At 65.8% G+C, this 16315-nt stretch carries 12 protein-coding genes; 5 read left to right on the top strand and 7 right to left on the bottom strand.

Translation table 11 applies throughout. From position 1 onward, the window contains the following. Positions 1 to 26 precede the first annotated feature (26 nt). Complete coding sequence (locus tag BRSPCE3_RS27500; RefSeq protein WP_244069459.1) at positions 27 to 212, top strand: DUF3311 domain-containing protein; 186 nt, start codon at positions 27 to 29, stop codon at positions 210 to 212. Between the two features lie 10 nt (positions 213 to 222). Further along, complete coding sequence (gene mctP / locus BRSPCE3_RS27495) at positions 223 to 1713, top strand: monocarboxylate uptake permease MctP (protein WP_244069458.1); 1491 nt, start codon at positions 223 to 225, stop codon at positions 1711 to 1713. On the opposite strand, the gene BRSPCE3_RS27490 is transcribed toward mctP, so the two are convergent. Next, entirely contained in the window at positions 1684 to 5160 is a 3477-nt protein-coding gene (locus tag BRSPCE3_RS27490) for an indolepyruvate ferredoxin oxidoreductase family protein (protein ID WP_244069457.1), read from the bottom strand. The two genes, mctP and BRSPCE3_RS27490, sit on opposite strands and share 30 nt — an antisense overlap. Before the next feature lie 156 nt (positions 5161 to 5316). Between BRSPCE3_RS27490 and BRSPCE3_RS27485 the strand changes: the two genes are divergently transcribed. Continuing rightward, a complete protein-coding gene (locus BRSPCE3_RS27485) occupies positions 5317 to 5772 on the top strand; it encodes an Lrp/AsnC family transcriptional regulator (RefSeq protein WP_244069456.1) in 456 nt (151 codons plus the stop codon). Between the two features lie 140 nt (positions 5773 to 5912). Here the strand turns inward: BRSPCE3_RS27485 and BRSPCE3_RS27480 are convergent, their stop codons facing one another. Beyond that, positions 5913 to 6410 carry a hypothetical protein gene (locus BRSPCE3_RS27480; protein WP_244069455.1) on the bottom strand — a complete coding sequence of 166 codons (498 nt, stop codon included), beginning with the start codon at positions 6408 to 6410 and terminating at the stop codon, positions 5913 to 5915. Between the two features lie 85 nt (positions 6411 to 6495). Beyond that, a complete protein-coding gene (locus BRSPCE3_RS27475; RefSeq protein ID WP_244069454.1) occupies positions 6496 to 6843 on the bottom strand; it encodes a hypothetical protein in 348 nt (115 codons plus the stop codon). 192 nt (positions 6844 to 7035) lie between these two features. On the opposite strand from BRSPCE3_RS27475, the gene BRSPCE3_RS27470 reads away from it, so the two are divergent. Further along, positions 7036 to 7959, top strand: a complete 924-nt coding sequence (locus BRSPCE3_RS27470; protein ID WP_244069453.1) for a LysR family transcriptional regulator — start codon at positions 7036 to 7038, stop codon at positions 7957 to 7959. Between the two features lie 252 nt (positions 7960 to 8211). Here the strand turns inward: BRSPCE3_RS27470 and BRSPCE3_RS27465 are convergent, their stop codons facing one another. From BRSPCE3_RS27465 to BRSPCE3_RS27455, 3 genes are read right to left on the bottom strand one after another with little or no spacing between them, the layout of a single operon-like run. Continuing rightward, positions 8212 to 8997 (bottom strand): fumarylacetoacetate hydrolase family protein, encoded by a 786-nt coding sequence (locus BRSPCE3_RS27465; RefSeq protein ID WP_244069452.1) that lies wholly within the window; start codon positions 8995 to 8997, stop codon positions 8212 to 8214. A 12-nt stretch (positions 8998 to 9009) separates the two neighbouring features. Continuing rightward, a complete protein-coding gene (locus tag BRSPCE3_RS27460; RefSeq protein ID WP_244069451.1) occupies positions 9010 to 10374 on the bottom strand; it encodes an LLM class flavin-dependent oxidoreductase in 1365 nt (454 codons plus the stop codon). A 24-nt stretch (positions 10375 to 10398) separates the two neighbouring features. Then, on the bottom strand, positions 10399 to 11451 hold the full coding sequence (locus BRSPCE3_RS27455) for an Ldh family oxidoreductase (RefSeq protein WP_244069450.1): 1053 nt from the start codon (positions 11449 to 11451) through the stop codon (positions 10399 to 10401). Between the two features lie 402 nt (positions 11452 to 11853). Between BRSPCE3_RS27455 and BRSPCE3_RS27450 the strand changes: the two genes are divergently transcribed. Further along, a complete protein-coding gene (locus BRSPCE3_RS27450; RefSeq protein WP_244069449.1) occupies positions 11854 to 15969 on the top strand; it encodes a GAF domain-containing protein in 4116 nt (1371 codons plus the stop codon). On the opposite strand, the gene BRSPCE3_RS27445 is transcribed toward BRSPCE3_RS27450, so the two are convergent. Further along, positions 15943 to 16284: a hypothetical protein gene (locus BRSPCE3_RS27445; protein WP_244069448.1), complete on the bottom strand. Its 342-nt coding sequence runs from the start codon at positions 16282 to 16284 to the stop codon at positions 15943 to 15945. The two genes, BRSPCE3_RS27450 and BRSPCE3_RS27445, sit on opposite strands and share 27 nt — an antisense overlap. Between the last annotated feature and the right edge of the window lie 31 nt (positions 16285 to 16315).

Below are 16315 nucleotides of genomic sequence, written 5' to 3'. Positions count from 1 at the left end.
GATCGCCCCCGGGCTGGGAGAGAGCCATGTGGATTCTGTTGCTGCTGCCGTTCATCGGCTTGCTGTGGGTGCCGTTCTATAACTTCCTCGAACCCTCGCTGTTCGGCTTTCCTTTCTTCTACTGGTACCAGCTCGCCTGGGTGCCGATCTCCTCGCTCCTGATCTGGCTGGTCTATCGCAGCCACCAGCCCGACGCCGACGAGCAGCGGTGAGGGGAGAGCCATGACCGATCATATCGCCTGGGTGGCGCTCTCCGTCTTCATCTTCTTCTTCGCCCTCGTCACCGTGATGGGCTTCTTCGCCGCGCGCTGGAAATCCGGCCCGGTGAGCGAGCATCTCGACGAATGGGGTCTCGGCGGCCGCCAGTTCGGCACCTGGATCACCTGGTTCCTGGTCGGCGGCGATTTCTACACCGCCTACACCGTGATCGCGGTGCCGGCGCTGGTCTATGCGGTCGGCGCCTACGGCTTCTTCGCGCTGCCCTACACCATCATCGTCTATCCCTTCGTGTTCGCGGTGATGCCGGTGCTGTGGAAGAAGGCGCATGCCAACGGCTACGTCACCGCCGCCGACGTCGTCCACGGCGCCTATGGCTCGCGCGCGCTCGAACTCGCGGTGGCGCTGACCGGCCTGGTCGCGACCATGCCCTATATCGCGCTGCAGCTGATCGGCATGGAGGTCGTGATCAAGGCGATGGGCCTCACCGGCGAGCTGCCGATCATCGCCGCCTTCGTGATCCTCGCGCTCTATACCTATAGCTCGGGCCTGCGTGCGCCGGCGCTGATCGCCTTCGTCAAGGACATCATGATCTACATCGTGGTGCTGACGGCGGTGGTCGTGGTGCCGGCAAAACTCGGCGGCTATGCCGCGGTGTTCTCGGCGGCCAACGACGCCTTCACGGCCAAGGGCGGCGCCACCGGACTGACGCTGAAGCCTTCGCAGTATCTGCCCTATGCGACGCTGGCGCTCGGCTCGGCGCTCGCCGCCTTCATGTATCCGCACACGCTGACCGGCATCTTCGCCTCGAAGTCGGCGGATACGATCCGCAAGAACGCAATCCTGCTGCCGGCCTATACGCTGCTGCTCGGCCTGATCGCGCTGCTCGGCTACATGGCCTATGCCGCGCATATCAAGGTGGCGTCGCCCAATGACGTGGTGCCGATGCTGTTCAAGACCTTGTTCCCGGAATGGTTCGCGGGCTTCGCGTTCTCCGCGATCGCGATCGGCGCGCTGGTGCCGGCGGCGGTGATGAGCATCGGCGCCGCCAATCTGTTCACCCGCAACGTCTGGAAGTCCTACGTCAATCCGGATATCTCGCATGCCGGCGAGGCCTCGGTGGCGAAGATCACCTCGCTGGTGGTCAAGGTCGGCGCGCTCGCCTTCATCCTGTTCCTGCCGACGCAATATGCGCTCGACCTGCAACTGCTCGGCGGCCTGTGGATCGTGCAGACGCTGCCGGCGCTGGTGTTCGGCCTGTTCACGGTCTGGTTCCGCGCCGAAGGCCTGCTGCTCGGTTGGGCCGCCGGCATCGGCTGGGGCACCTGGACGGCGTGGAGCAACGGGCTGAAGCCGCTGGCCAGCCTCTCGCTCGGCGATACCAGCTACAGCTTCTATGTCGGGCTCGGCGCGCTGCTGCTCAACATCGTGGTGGCGGTGGTTGCGACCGTCGTGGTCGGCCTGATCTCACCCGCCAAGCGCGGCGCGGCGGCCTGAGCCGTCGCCCGTATCTGACGGGGCGGAGGTGAGTTGCGCGGTCAGCCGCGCCACCTCCGCCTTGGTCTTCTCGATCGCGGCATCCTTCACCGGCCCATAGCCGCGGATCTCCATCGGTGCCTTTGCGACCGCTGTGAGGTCGGGCAGCCGCGCGGCTTCGAGCTTGCCGAGCATGGTCTCGATCAGCGCCTCATACCAGGCGATCAGCTCGCGCTCGGCGCGGCGCTCCGCGGTGTAGCCGAACACGTCGAACGGCGTGCCGCGCAGGCCCTTGAGCCGTGCCAGCAAGCGGAGTGGGGTTTGTATCCACTGGCCGAACGCGCGCTTGCGTGGCCGGCCGCGTGCATCAAGTTGCGCCGGCAGGAAGGGCGGCGCGAGATGGTACTGCACCGTGAAGTCGCCATCGAATTCGCGCTTCAGCTGGTCGAGGAAGCCGGTTTGCATCTGCAGCCGCGCCACCTCGTATTCGTCCTTGTAGGCCATCAGCTTGAACAGCGAGCGGGCGACGGCGTCGGTTAACGTCTCGCTGCCGAGCGCCGCCTCGGCACGGCGGACGCGACCGACCGCGGTCCGGTAGCGGGCGGCATAGGCCTCATCCTGATAGTCACGAAGGAAGTCGGCACGCCGCGCGATGACCTGATCGAGTGTTTCCGGCACATTGGCCGCCGCGTCCTCGGCCTCCGGCAGAAAATCCGGATCGGCAAAGGCGAGCCGGCCCCAGGCCAGCGCCTGCTTGTTCCGCTCGATGGCGACGCCATTCAATTCGATCGCGCGCGTCAGTGCGTCCAGCGACACCGGCACCAGGCCCTGCTGCCAGGCGAAGCCGAGCATCATGATGTTGGCGTACACGCTGTCGCCGAGCAACCGCTCGGCCAGCGCGTTGGCGTCGATGGTGGTGAGGTTGCCTGCGCCGATCACCCGCTCGATCGCGCGCAGGCGAGCCGGCGAGGCGAGGTCGGCATCGCGGAAGCGAACCACGTCGCCGGTTGGCATCTCGGCGATGTTGACCGCGGCGCGCATTCCCTTGCGATAGGTGCCGGACGCCTTGGCCGACGAACTCACCACGAGATCGCAGCCGATCAGTGCATCGGCCGCACCCTGGTCGATCCGCACCTGATGCAGCGCATCAGGAGCAGCCGCCAGTCGCAGATAGCTCAGCACCGGGCCGAATTTCTGCGCGAAGCCGGTGAAGTCGAGCACCGAGACGCCGCGGCCCTCGAGATGCGCAGCCATTGCGATCAGCGCACCGACCGTGATCACGCCGGTGCCGCCGACGCCGGTCACCAGCAGATCATAGGGCTTGTCGAATGCGGCAAGCTCCGGCAGCGGCAGTGCCGCGGCGCGCGCCAGCGGATCGATCGTGCTTGCACTCTTCGCCCGCCGCTTGCCGCCTTCGATGGTCACGAAACTCGGACAGAAGCCGTTGAGGCAGGAAAAATCCTTGTTGCAGGTCGAGAGGTTGATCTTGCGCTTGCGGCCGAACGGCGTCTCCTTCGGCTCGACGCTGAGGCAGTTGGATTCCACCGAGCAGTCGCCGCAGCCTTCGCAGACGAGGTCGTTGATCATGGCGAAGCGCGCCGGACCCTTGATCGTGCCGCGCTTGCGCCGCCGCCGCTTCTCGGTGGCGCAAGTCTGCTGATAGATCAGCACGGTGACACCCGCTATCTCGCGCAACTCGCGCTGCACGGCGTCCATCTCCTCGCGCGGGTGGATGGTGACGCCGACGGGGAAATCCGCCGGCGAGAAATGCGCGGGGTCATCCGACACCAGCGCGATCCGCGCGACGCCTTCGGCGCGGACAGAGTGCGCAATCGCCTGCACGCTGACCGGACCGTCGACCGGCTGGCCGCCGGTCATCGCCACCGCGTCGTTGAACAGGATCTTGTAGGTGATGTTGGCGTTGGCCGCGATCGCCTGCCGGATCGCCATCGAGCCGGAGTGGTAGTAAGTACCTTCGCCGAGATTCTGGAACACGTGGCTGTTGCCGGTGAACTTCGACGAGGCCGCCCAGTTGACGCCTTCGCCGCCCATCTGGATCAGCGACGAGGTCTCGCGGTCCATCCAGCTCGCCATGAAATGGCAGCCGATACCGGCCAATGCTTTGGAGCCCTCGGGCACCTTTGTGGAGGTGTTGTGCGGACAGCCCGAGCAGAAATACGGCGTGCGTGTTGCGCCGGGGACAGCGATCATGCGGTCCCGTTCGGGCGCGAGCGCGGCGACGCGATGCGCCAATTTCAGCTCCGGGAACATCGGATCGAGCCGTCGCGCCAGCACGTCGGCGAGCATGCGCGGCGACAATTCGCCGGTCCACGAGATCAGCCGCGCACCCGTCTCGTCGTGCTTGCCGACCATCCGCTCCGGCTTGGCTCCGGGATAATCGTAGAAGTACTCCTTGAACTGGCTCTCGATGATGCCGCGCTTCTCCTCGACCACCAGGATCTCGCGCTTGCCCTTCACGAACTCCATTGCATCGTGCAGCGCCAGCGGCCACACCATGCCGACCTTGTAGATGTCGATGCCGAAGCGGCGGCAAGCGGCCTCGTCGAGCCCGATCAGCCGCAGCGCCTCCATCAGATCGAGATGCGCCTTGCCTGTCGTGACGATGCCGTAGCTCGCGCCCTTGATGTCGTAGATGCGGCGGTCGATCGGATTGGCTTTTGCGAAAGCGTAGACCGCGTGCTTCTTGGCTTCCAGCCGCTCCTCGATCTGCGGGCCCGGCAGATCCGGCCAGCGATAATGCAGCCCGCCCGGCGGCGGCGTGAAATCCGGCTGGATGAAGCGGCGTGGCGCGCGCAGCTCGACCGACGCGCCGGACTCCACGATCTCCGAGATCGCCTTGAAACCAACCCACATGCCGGAGAATCGGCTGAGCGCGTAGCCATATTCGCCGAACGCGAGATATTCGCCGACATCGGCCGGATGCAGCGTCGGCATGAACCAGCTCATGAAGGCGACGTCGGACTGATGCGGCATCGACGACGACACGCAGCCATGATCGTCGCCGGCCACGACCAGTACGCCGCCATGCGGCGAGGAGCCATAGGCATTGCCGTGCTTCAGCGCATCGCCCGAGCGATCGACGCCGGGACCCTTGCCGTACCACAGCCCGAACACGCCATCGACCTCGCGGTCGCGCTGCGTCTCGACCTGCTGCGAGCCGAGCACGGCGGTCGCCGCGAGGTCTTCGTTGACCGCGGGCAGGAATTCGATGCGGCTGTCTTTCAGCTGTTGTTTGATCTTCCACAGTTCGAGATCGACGCCGCCGAGCGGCGAGCCGCGATAGCCGGAAATGAAGCCCGCGGTGTTGAGGCCGCTCGCACGGTCGCGGCGCGCCTGATCGAGCGCGATGCGCACGATCGCCTGGGTGCCGGTGAGGAAGACGCGGCCATGTTCGCGGCTGTAGCGTTCGGACAGCTGGTAGGCGTCGAGCAACGGCATCTGGCCCATGACTGACCCCTCCGGGAATCGCGATATCTGATGCGACAAGGCTATGCCCGCGGGCCTGGTAGGTCTTACCTATCTACCCATGTAGCTGGCAAGAATCGGTAGAATGTTGCTGAGGATTGCTCATTTTGGTAGAACCCACCAAATTGGAGCTTCACCATGGTCGAAGACCAGGACGAAAAGATCCTTGCCGAGCTGCAAAGGGATGGCCGCGCCACCAACCAGCAACTCGCGGAAACCGTCGGGATGTCGACCTCGGCCTGCTGGCGCCGGGTTCGTGCGCTGGAAGAGGCCGGCGTCATCTCCGGCTATTCGGCGCTGGTGGCGCGCGAGCGCGCCGGCTTTGCGACCTCGGCGATCCTGCACGTCTCGCTGGAGCGGCACGACGTCAAATTCGTCGACGAGTTCGTCGCGCGGGTGACGAAGCGGCGCGAGGTGCTGGAATGCTTCGCGACGACGGGCGACGCCGACTATCATTTGCGCGTCGTCGTCCGCGACATGGACGCCTACAATAGATTCCTGGACGAGTTCATGTTCCGGATTCCCGGCATCCGCCATGTCCGTACCAACGTGATCCTGAAGGAAATCAAGACCGGCGTGGCGCTGCCGTTTTAGTTCGTCATTCCGGGTACGCGCGTCGCTCTCCGACGTCATTCCGGGGCGTGCGAAGCGCGAGCCCGGAATCCATTCCTCGACGAGCTACGCGGCTTAATGGATTCCGGCTCTCGCTTCGCGAGCCCGGAATGACGAAGTGGCTACGCTTCCACCGCCTTGGCCTGCATCAACAGCATGAACACCATGACATGGCTGACCAGCAGCAGCGGCACGTAGAGCGCCGGGATGTAGATGCCGGCGCCGAACAGGCCGGGATCCGCGTTTTTCGTCGCGCCCATATAGTAGGCGTTGAGAAGATCCAGCGTGCCCCAGATGTTGAAGAGCCAGACGATCGGAATCGCGATCGGCCAGCGCCACGACAATGCGGCCATCGCAAGCAGCGCCAGCGCTGCGGCGGTGAGATCGCCCCAGCCGACCGCGCCGGCAAACACCGGGTTCACCTGGGGCGACACGAAGCCTGTGACCAGGAAGTTCATGCCGAGAAACCGGAAGGCATGGAACGCCGCAAGCAGCCGAAGTGCCTCATGGCGCGGCCAGGCGCGGAGTGCTGGCCAGACATAGGTGGTGGCCACCACTGCACTGGTCAGGAATGCTCCGGCGACGCTGAGCAGGAACGGAATGTTGAGACTGATTGGCACGGCCGGCTTCCTCTGTTTGTCGACGCGGAGGGAGAGGTCGAACCCGTCGATCAGGTTCGACCTCGGAGGGTTCACGGCTTGACGCTTAAGGCCTGGCGACCAGCAGGCGGAGCGGCAGGAGCGGGCCGACCGCGATGTACTCGTGGTTCATCAGATCGAGCTTGGACAGCGGCAGGCCCTCCATGATCGCATGCGCCTCGGTGGTGTCCTTGGCATCGAGCAGGAAGATGACGCCGCGCCCGTCGGAGCGCGAATACCATTCGCGAACCTGGCCATTGAGATAGAGCTGCACGGTCTGCCGGATCTCATCCGGCATCACGGCCATCACCTGGTCGCGGGTGACGCCGGCTTTCGCGGTGAGGATGACCATCACGCCGGTGGTGATGGTGGAGGGGGCCTGTGTTTGGGCCTGGGCAAGGGAGGCGGTGGTCATGGCGGTTGAGCCTGTCAAAGTGAGGGTGAGGGCAAGGAGGGTGTGACGGATCGTTTTCATCGGTCGCAGATCTCCGTTCACGACTGCCGTCGTGATGTCGCATGGAACAGCGCGCCTTGCGGTGCGGCTGCTTGTGGCTTCGATGTAGGGCGGCTTTCCGTGCGCAACTATTCGCGATAATGTTGACGGGCCATGAAGCAGAACTTCACAGTCAGGCAGGGCGCACTCGACGGCGTCGAGGCGTTCCTGGCCGTCGCCCAGCACCGCAGTTTCCGCCGCGCGGCCGCTGAGCTTGGGGTGACGCCATCGGCGATCAGCCAGGCGGTGCGCGCACTCGAAGCGCGGCTCGGCGCCGTGCTGTTCATCCGCACCACCCGCAGCGTCGGGTTGACCGAGGCCGGCGATCGCTTCCTGGCGCGTGCCAGGCCGGCATTCGAGGAGCTCGTCGCCGCAAGTGGCGCGGCGCGCGAGCTCGGGCAAAAGCCCGCAGGGTTGTTGCGCCTCACCGTGCCGCGCTCGGTGGTGCCGATCCTGCTGGAGCCGCTGATCGCCTCATTCTGCAAGGCCTATCCCGAGATCGAGGTCGAACTCGCCGCCAGCGAGGAGCTGGTCGATCTCGCCGCCGGCGGTTTTGATGCCGGCATAAGGATGGGCCAGTTCATCAACCCCGACATGGTCGCGGTGCGTCTGACCAAGCCGTTCCCGTTCGCCATCGTCGGCAGCCCGGACTATCTCGCGCGGCGTGGCCGGCCGAAGCGTCCGGACGATCTGCGCGAACACACCTGCCTCAGGCTGCGGCGATCGAACGGCGGCTTGGCGCCATGGTCGCTGCACGACAACGGCCGTTCGATCGAGCTCGCCGTCTCCGGCTCCTTCATCGGCCATGACTTCCCCACGCTGGTCGGCGCGGCCGTCGAAGGTGTGGGCCTCGCGCAAGTCCCCGCGCCGCTGGTATCGGGCCTCGTGAAGGAGAAGAAGCTCGTGCGCGTGCTGGAGCCGTTCGCGACGACAACGCCCGGCGTGTTTCTGTACTATCCCGGCCACCGCCAGATCATGCCGAAGCTGCGGGCGTTCATCGATCACGTGAAGAGCAGGTCGGCGGCGCGCGCTAGCTGAATCCGGAATGATGGTGAGGTGCAAAGCTCGGACACATCACGTCGCGAGAATGCGGCATTTGAGTCGCAGCCGTGCAACACTCTCAGTGTCGTCCCGGCGAAGGCCGGGACCCATTACCACGAATACAATTTGCTGAGCGACGCTGGGGCCACAGCCTTCCTCAACAACTCAAGCCTGTGGTTATGGGTCCCGGCCTTCGCCGGGACGACATCGAGGATGAGGCGCGCGCGGGGTCCAACAGAACGCCAGCCCTCACACCTTCTCCCTCACGAACCTGTTCCGCAACGTCCCGATGCCGGTGATGTCGATCTCCACCACGTCGCCGTCCTTCAGGTCAGGCGATGCGCCGTCGGTGCCCATCCAGATCACGTCGCCGGGCGACAGCGTGAAGTATTTCGAAAGCTCGACCAGGAAGGGCACGATGCCGAAGATCATCTCGTTGGTGCGGAAGCGGCCGGTCTCCTTGCCGTTGACGCGGATCGCGGTCTCCATGGTGTCGAGATCGACATCGGTCTCGATCCACGGGCCCATTGGTTTGAACGTATCGGCGTTCTTGGACCGCCACAGCCCGCGGTCGGCCTTCTGCCAGTTGCGCTCGGAGACGTCGTTGCCGATCGTGTAGCCGAATACGGAGTCCATCGCGTTGGCATCGGTCAGGTGCTTGGCGCTCTTGCCGATCACGACGACCAGTTCGCCCTCGTAATGGATCTTCTCGGTTGCGCTCGCCGGGATCATGACGTTCTCGTCATGGGCGATCAGCGCGTTCTGCGCGCGGTAGCCGATCTCGGGTCGATCGGGCACGTTCGGCACCGTGCCGGCCTTGTCGGCGGCCTCCTTGAGATGCTTCAGATAGTTCAGCCCGACGCAGTAGAAGGTGCGCGGGATCAGCGGCAGCTCGATCTTGACGTCCTTCAGGGCGTGCGTCTTCGCCGTCTTGCTCCATTCACCGAATGGATCGCCGGTGACGGTGGTGACGGTGCCGCCCTCGACGAGGCCCCAAGACGTCGTGCCCGCGGCGGTGAATTTCAGCCAGCGCATGATGATGTCCCTCTATTCCGCGGCCTGCGCGCGGGTCTTCCAGGCACCCGCGGCGGGGCGCTTGAGCCCGAGATTCTCGCGCAACGTCGTGCCGGCGTAGTCCTTGTGGAACAGGCCGCGCTTCTGCAACTCAGGCACCACATGGTCGACGAAGTCGGCATAGGAGCCCGGCACATAGCTCGCCGCGACGACGAAGCCGTCACAGCCGCGATTGACGAACATCTCCTCCAGCCGGTCGGCGATTTCCTTCGGGCCGCCGACCATCGCATCCTGTACCTGGCCGCGGCCGGAGAAGGTGATGAAGTCGCGGGTCGAGGGATTGGTCTTGCCCGAGGTGCGCAGCACGCCGTCGCGGATGCCGAGCATGCCTTGCATGCCCTGCAACTCCTCTGTCGTCAGCGGCTCGTCGATCCCCTTGGCGCCGAAATCGAAGTTGAGCCCTTCGGCGAGCAGCGACAGCGCGTCGATCTCGAGCGGCAGCTTCTGGATCACCGCCATCCGGTCCTCGGCCTCGGCCTTGGTCGCGCCGGTGACCGGCGTGATCAAATTGCAGAGCAACATCTGATCGGGATCGCGCCCGGCCTTGGCAGCCTCGCCCCGGATCGCGTCATAACCCTGCTTGGCATTTGCGAGGTTGCGCGCCGCGGTGAAGATGACCTCGCCCCAGCGCCCGGCAAAGCGCTGGCCGCGGCCGGAGGCGCCGGCCTGGATCACGACGGGATGGCCCTGCGCCGAGCGCGGCACCGTGAACGGGCCGCGCGAGGTGAAGAATTCGCCCTTGTGATCGAGCCGCTTCACCTTGGTCGGATCGGCGAAGCGGCCGCTCTTTTTGTCGATCACCAGCGAGCCGTCTTCCCAGGCGTCCCAATGGCCGAGCACCACCTCCATGAACTCGTCGGCACGATCATAGCGGTGATCGTGTTCGAGATGCTGCGCGCGGCCCATGTTGAGCGCTTCGCCGTCATTCACCGACGTCACCACGTTCCAGGCGGCGCGGCCACCCGTCATCAAATCGAGCGTGGCGAAGCGGCGAGCGACGTCGAACGGCTCGAAATAGGTGGTGGAGGCGGTGGAGGCGAGGCCGAGCCTGGTGGTGACCATGCCCATCGTGGTCAGCACCACGATCGGGTCCATCTTCACGCAGCGGATGCCGTATTCGACGGTGTGGGCGTGGTCGTTGCCGTAGCGGTCGGGCATTGCCAGGCGATCGTCGAAGAACGCCATGTGGAACTTGCCGCGCTCGAGGATGCGCGCGATCTCCTGATAGTAATCCGCCGACATCGAATCGTCGCGCGACTCCGGGTGACGCCAGGAACTCGGCAGGTTGGTGCAGTTCTGCGCCTGCAAGAAGCCAACCAGCGCCATTTGCCGTGTCATGTGGTTCTCCTGTGTCCGGATGCGTCAGCGAAGGTCGAGCTGGTCGGTCAGTTTGTAGTCGGCGGCGAGCGCCTTGAGCTTGTCCCAGGTCGCATCCTCGATCTCGATGCCGTCCCTGCGCCGCTGCTGCTCGCGGATGAATTCGATCTCGCCGGGATAGAACACGCCGCGGCTGCCTTCCGAGGGCGGCGTCGATTTCAGGTAACGGGCGAAATCGGCGACCTCCTTCTTGAAATCCATCAGCGGACGGAACGCGGCGACGTTGAACACCGCCATGAAGCAGCCGTCATTGTGCCGGCCGGTCGGCTCGACGCCGAAGCCGAGGCCGGTGAGCAGGCCGCACAGCACCTCGACCATCGCGGCAAGGCCCGATCCCTTGTAGCCTTCGCTGCCGCCGAGCGGCAGCAGCGCGCCGCCCTTGCGGTAGTCTTTCGGATCGGTGGTGTCGCGCCCCTCGGCGTCGATGATCCAGCCCTTCGGGATGCTCTCGCCGCGCGCCACCGCGAGCTGGATCTTGCCGGCGGCGACCGCCGAGGTCGCCATGTCCAGATAGAACGGCGCTTCGAGATCGGAGGGCACCGCGATCGACAGCGGGTTGGTGCCGAGCCGGGCCTCGCGGCCGCCGAACGGCGCGACATGTTTCGGCGAGCGGCCGGAATCGGCTGCGGCAATGCCGATCATGCCCTCGCGCATCGCCATCAGCGGGTAATGCGCGAGCCGGCCGACATGGCTCTGCCGGAACACGGTGCAGGCCGCGACGTTGGCGGTCTTCGCCTTGTTGATGGTCATCTCCATCGCCTTGGCGTTGACGTGGAAGCCAAAACCCCAATGACCGTCGATCACGGTCGTGGTCGGCGTCTCCTGCACGACGGTCCATTTCGCGCCGGGCACGATGTGGCCGGCCTTGATGCGGTCGATATAGGTCGGGATCGCGATCACGCCGTGGGAGTCATGGCCGGCGAGGTTGGCGTTGACGCAGCCGGAGGCGACCGCGCTCGCCTCCTCCTCCGAGGCGCCGGCGCCGCGCAGCAGCGCCGCGCCGATGCGCGTGAGACGGTCGGCCTGGACGATCGGCATGGGGTTTCCTCGCGGTGGGCCCGCATGCTGCGCGGGTCTTGCTTGCTGTTGTCGCCGTCATGCTCTCAAAGCGCGGAGGTGCGAGCAAGGGCAGAAAATCCGGTCCGCCATACCGCCAGCAGGGTGCTCGCGGCGATGTTTTCACCGAGTGGAACGGGCGCGGTCGCGCTGCGGAATTTGGCTGCTCCGACGGCGCCCGCCCGGCGGCCATCTGCGCCTCGCGGGCCTCCGCCTCAGGCTGGCACACGGAGGTCCGTAATATCCCGGAAAACGGCCTTTCGCGTTCGTCAGCCGTTTACTTTGTCGCGCAACTTGCCGGATACGCTAACCACCACTTAGGCCTATCGCGGGCAATGTTCCCCGGCAGATTGGAGGGGGTGGCCCCCGGGGCCTTCAGGAATCGTGCAGTCGAGCATCGGGCGTACATTCGCGGCGTTGAGTGCCACCAACGAAGCGATCCTGTACGCGAAATCACCGGAAGAATTGTACGGAAAGGTCTGCGAAGCCGCGTTTTCGAGCGGGAGCTTCCTGGCCGCGACCGTGTTTTTGCTGGAGCCGGATACCGGTCGCCTGACGTTCGCGGCTGGCTACGGCGACGACGTCACGCGTCTGCGCGGCATCACCATTTCCGCGCTCGCCAACACGCCGGAAGGGGAAGGCGTTGCCGGCCAGGCCTTCCGCGACCAGACAGCCTGCGTCAGCAACGACTATGTCAACGATGCCCGTTCGGCGGCCTGGCGCAGCGGCGCGGCGGCGGCCGGCGTCGGCGCGGCAGCGGCGCTGCCGTTGGTCTGCAACCGGCGCAGCGTCGGCGTCTTCATGGTGACCCGGCGCGAGGCCAACTCGCTCGGCGAGGAGATCGTTTCGCTGCTGGAGCGCATGGCCGCGAACGTGTCCTTTGCGCTCGACAATTTCGACCATGAGGCTTCGCGCAAGAGCGGCGAGCGGGCGATGCGCCGGCTCAACCGGATGTTCGGCGCCATCAGCGCGACCAACGAGGCCATCCTTCGCGCCAAGACCGAGCACGATCTCTATCAGCGGGTCTGCGACGCCGCGGTGTTCAGCGGCAAATCCTTCGCCACCGTGGTGCTGCTGGCCGAGCCCGATACGCACTGGTTCGAGCCCGTCGCCGGCACCGGCGAGGCGCTCGACCTGATCACCCAGACACGCTTTTCGACCGATCCGGACAATGTCTACGGCAAGGGGATCTGCGGCGAGGCGTTCCGGACCCAGCGGCCGTGCGTCGAGCACGATATCCCCACGTCTGCGGATCCGGCGCAGGCGGATGCGCGTGGCGGCAGCATGATGGCCAGCGTCGCGCTGCCGCTCACCCGGTTCGGCAGGAGCATCGGCGTCCTGATCTTCTTCATCGGCAATTCCTGGGCCGGCGACGAGGAGATCATCGCGCTGCTCGCGGGGATCGCCGAGAACGTCTCGGTTGCGCTCGATAATTTCGGCCGCGCCACCGAGAAGGCCAAGGCCGATGCCGAGCGCGAGCGGCTGTCGCGGATGTTCGCGGCGTTGAGCGCCACCAATGAAGCGATCATGCGCGCGCGGTCGCGGCTCGAGATGTTCGAATTGGTCTGCGCCGCGGCCGCGCATGGCGGCGGGTTCAACTCGACCAGCATCCTGATCGCGAAACCCGGCGACGACTTCCTGGAGATGATGGCGGTCGCGGGCCCCACCGCGGAGAACGCGCGCCGTCTCAACGTCTCGCGCAGCGAGGCGCGGCCCGAAGGGCGCGGTGTCTGCGGCAGGGCGTTCCGCTCCCGGCGCGCCTGCATCAACAATGATTTCATGGGCGACGTCGCCAACAACCCGTTTCGCGATGTCATCGATCGCGAGGATGCGCGCTCGGGCGCCGCGTTTCCGCTGATCGTCGACGACGAGCCGGTCGGCGTGATGCTGTTCATCTCGGCCAAGCGCAATACCTTCTCGGTCGAATTCGCCGAGCTGTTGCAGCGGCTCGCCGACAATGTCTCCTACGCGCTCGGCAGCTTCGACCGCGCCGACGAGAAGGCGCGGACCGAGGAGCAGAAGGAGCGGCTGCGGCGGATGTTCGCGGCGCTGAGCGCGACCAATGAGGCGATCATGCGGGCGAAATCCCGCAGCGAACTGTTCGATCTGGTCTGCGATGCCGCGGCGGTCGGCGGCCAGTTCATCTCGGCCACGATCAGGCTGGTGCGTCCGGGAGAAGTGTTCCTGGACAATGTGGCGGCGTCCGGCCCCGACCGGGTGCGCGCCCGCGAGGTCCAGCTGTCCGCCGACGCGACGCGCCCCGAGGGCCAGACGTTGACCGGCGTCGCGATCCGCACCGGCAGGTCCTGCATCAGCAACGATTATCTCAGCGACTTCGGCCCTGAGTCGCATGTCTATCCGGTCGTCCGCGACAGCGGCAGCAAGTCCGGCGCGGCGCTGCCTCTGCTCAAGAACGGCGAGGCGATCGGCGCCCTGGTGTTTCTCTCCAGCGAATTCGGCACGTTCAGCCCGGAGATGATGGCGCTGCTGCAGCGGCTGGCCGAGAACGTGTCGTTTGCGCTCGCCAATTTCGATCGTGCCGACGAGAAGGCCCGGGCCGATGAGCAGAAGGAACGGCTGTCGCGGATGTTCGCGGCGCTGAGCGCGACCAATGAAGCGATCATGCGGGCGAAGTCCCGCGCCGAACTGTACCAGCTGGTTTGCGAGGCGGCGGCGACCGGCGGTAAGTTCACCTCGACCACCATCGCGCTGGCGCAGCCCGCAAGCGATTATCTCCGGATCGTCGCGATCGCCGGCCCGGCGGCGGCCGGCGCGAGCCAGGTGACGCTCTCGATCAGCGAGGCGCATCCCGAGGGGCGCGGCGCCTGCGGCCGGGCGTTTCGGTCCGGCAAAGCCTGCATCATCAACGACTATTTTGCCGATCCCGAGACCACCGCCTTCCACGAGCGCGCTCGCCTCGATGGAACGCAGTCCGGCGCATCGTTTCCGCTGATCGTCAATGGCTGGGTCGTCGGCGTCATGATCTTCGTCGCGATCGAGAAGGACACCTTCACGCCGGAGTTCGCCGAGCTGCTGCAGCGGCTCGCCGACAATCTGGCATTCGCGCTCGAAAGCTTCGATCGTGCCGACGAGAAACACAAGGCCGACGAACGCATCGAATACCTTGCCTCACACGACAGCCTGACCAACCTGCCGAACCGCGAGACCTTCAACGAGATGCTGCGTCACGCGATCTCGGCGGCGGATCGCCATCGCCGGCAACTCGCGGTGCTGTTCATCGATCTCGATCGCTTCAAGGTGATCAACGACTCGCTCGGTCACGACGCCGGCGACATGCTGCTGGTGGCGATCGCCGAGCGGCTGCGGGGATCGCTGCGCGCGAGCGACGTGGTCGCACGGCTCGGGGGCGACGAGTTCGTCGTCATCCTCGAGGAAACCGCCGAACGCTGTGACGTCGAGCGCATCGCCGGCGATCTCCTGATCTCGCTCAGCCAGCCACTGCAGCTCAGCGGGCACGAGTGCCACACCACGGCCTCGATCGGCATCGCGGTGTATCCCGCCGACGGCTCCGACGTGCAGACGCTGACCAAGAACGCCGACATGGCGATGTATCTCGCCAAGGAGGACGGCAAGAACGGCTTCCGCTTCTTCTCCAACGAGGTCAGGGCGCAGTCGATCGAACGCCTGACGATGGAGAGCGCGCTGCGCCGCGCGCTCGAGCGCGACCAGTTCTCGCTCGAATATCAGCCCAAGGTCGACATGGCGACCGGTCAGATCAGCGGCGTCGAGGCGCTGTTGCGCTGGACCCACCCCGAGCTCGGCAAGGTATCGCCGGGGCAGTTCATTCCGCTCGCCGAGGAAATCGGCCTGATCGTGCCGATCGGCCGCTGGGTGCTGAAGGAAGCCTGCGCGCAGAACATGGCGTGGCAGCGCCGCGGCCTCAAGGCGGTGACCATGGCGGTCAACCTCTCGCCGCGGCAATTCGGCGATCCGAACCTGCTCGACGACATCGATGAAGCGCTCGAGCAGAGCGGCATGTCACCGGCGCTGCTCCAGCTCGAGGTCACCGAAAGCATGGTGATGCGCAATGTGACGCGCGCGGTCCGCGTGCTCGACGCGATCCAGAACCGCGGCATTCGGCTGGCGATCGACGATTTCGGCACCGGCTATTCGTCGATGTCGCTGATGAAGCAGTTTCCGATCGACACCATCAAGATCGATCGCTCCTTCGTGCGCGATCTACCCAATGATTCCGAGGATGTCGCAATCGCACAGGCGATCATCAGCATGGGCAAGGCGCTCGGCATGACCATCGTCGCCGAGGGTGTCGAGACCTCCGAGCAGCAGGAGTTCCTGCGCGCCCATGCCTGCGACGAGATGCAGGGCTTCCTGTTCTCGAGGCCGTTGCCGCCGCGCGATCTCGCCGAGCTGCTGAGGACGGCGCCGGAACTGACGTCGCCCGCCTTGCAACCGTTGCTGGACGACGAGGCGACCAGCGAGGCCGAGCCGGATCTAGGGCGGAAACGCGCTGTCGTCTGACGGCTGCACCGGCAGGTCGCGAACGTCTGAATCGGTCGATGCGACCTTGCGCGAGAAATCATAAGGCCAGGGCGGCGTGGTCTGGCCGGCCAGCGTCCGGCGCAGCACGCGGGTGCCTTCGGCGAAGCTCGCGCCGTCGGGCAGGCGGAGCTGACGGCTCAAGGCCGACGGCAGCAGCTCGGCGGCATCGCGCATCTCGAAGGCCGGCCCCCACCACCACGCCGGCGCCGGCGGCCGTTCCGCTTCGGGAATGGCGCGCCAGCGCGCGAACTCGTCGGCGATGCGGGCAAATTGCAGCTTGGCGGCGGGATGCATCGAAAGCCTTCCTCGAGGCCGAGATGATAGC

Origin of the sequence: Bradyrhizobium sp. Ce-3 (assembly GCF_022835695.1) — a bacterium.
GTDB lineage: Bacteria > Pseudomonadota > Alphaproteobacteria > Rhizobiales > Xanthobacteraceae > Bradyrhizobium.
This window is presented reverse-complemented; position numbering and strand designations above follow the sequence as displayed.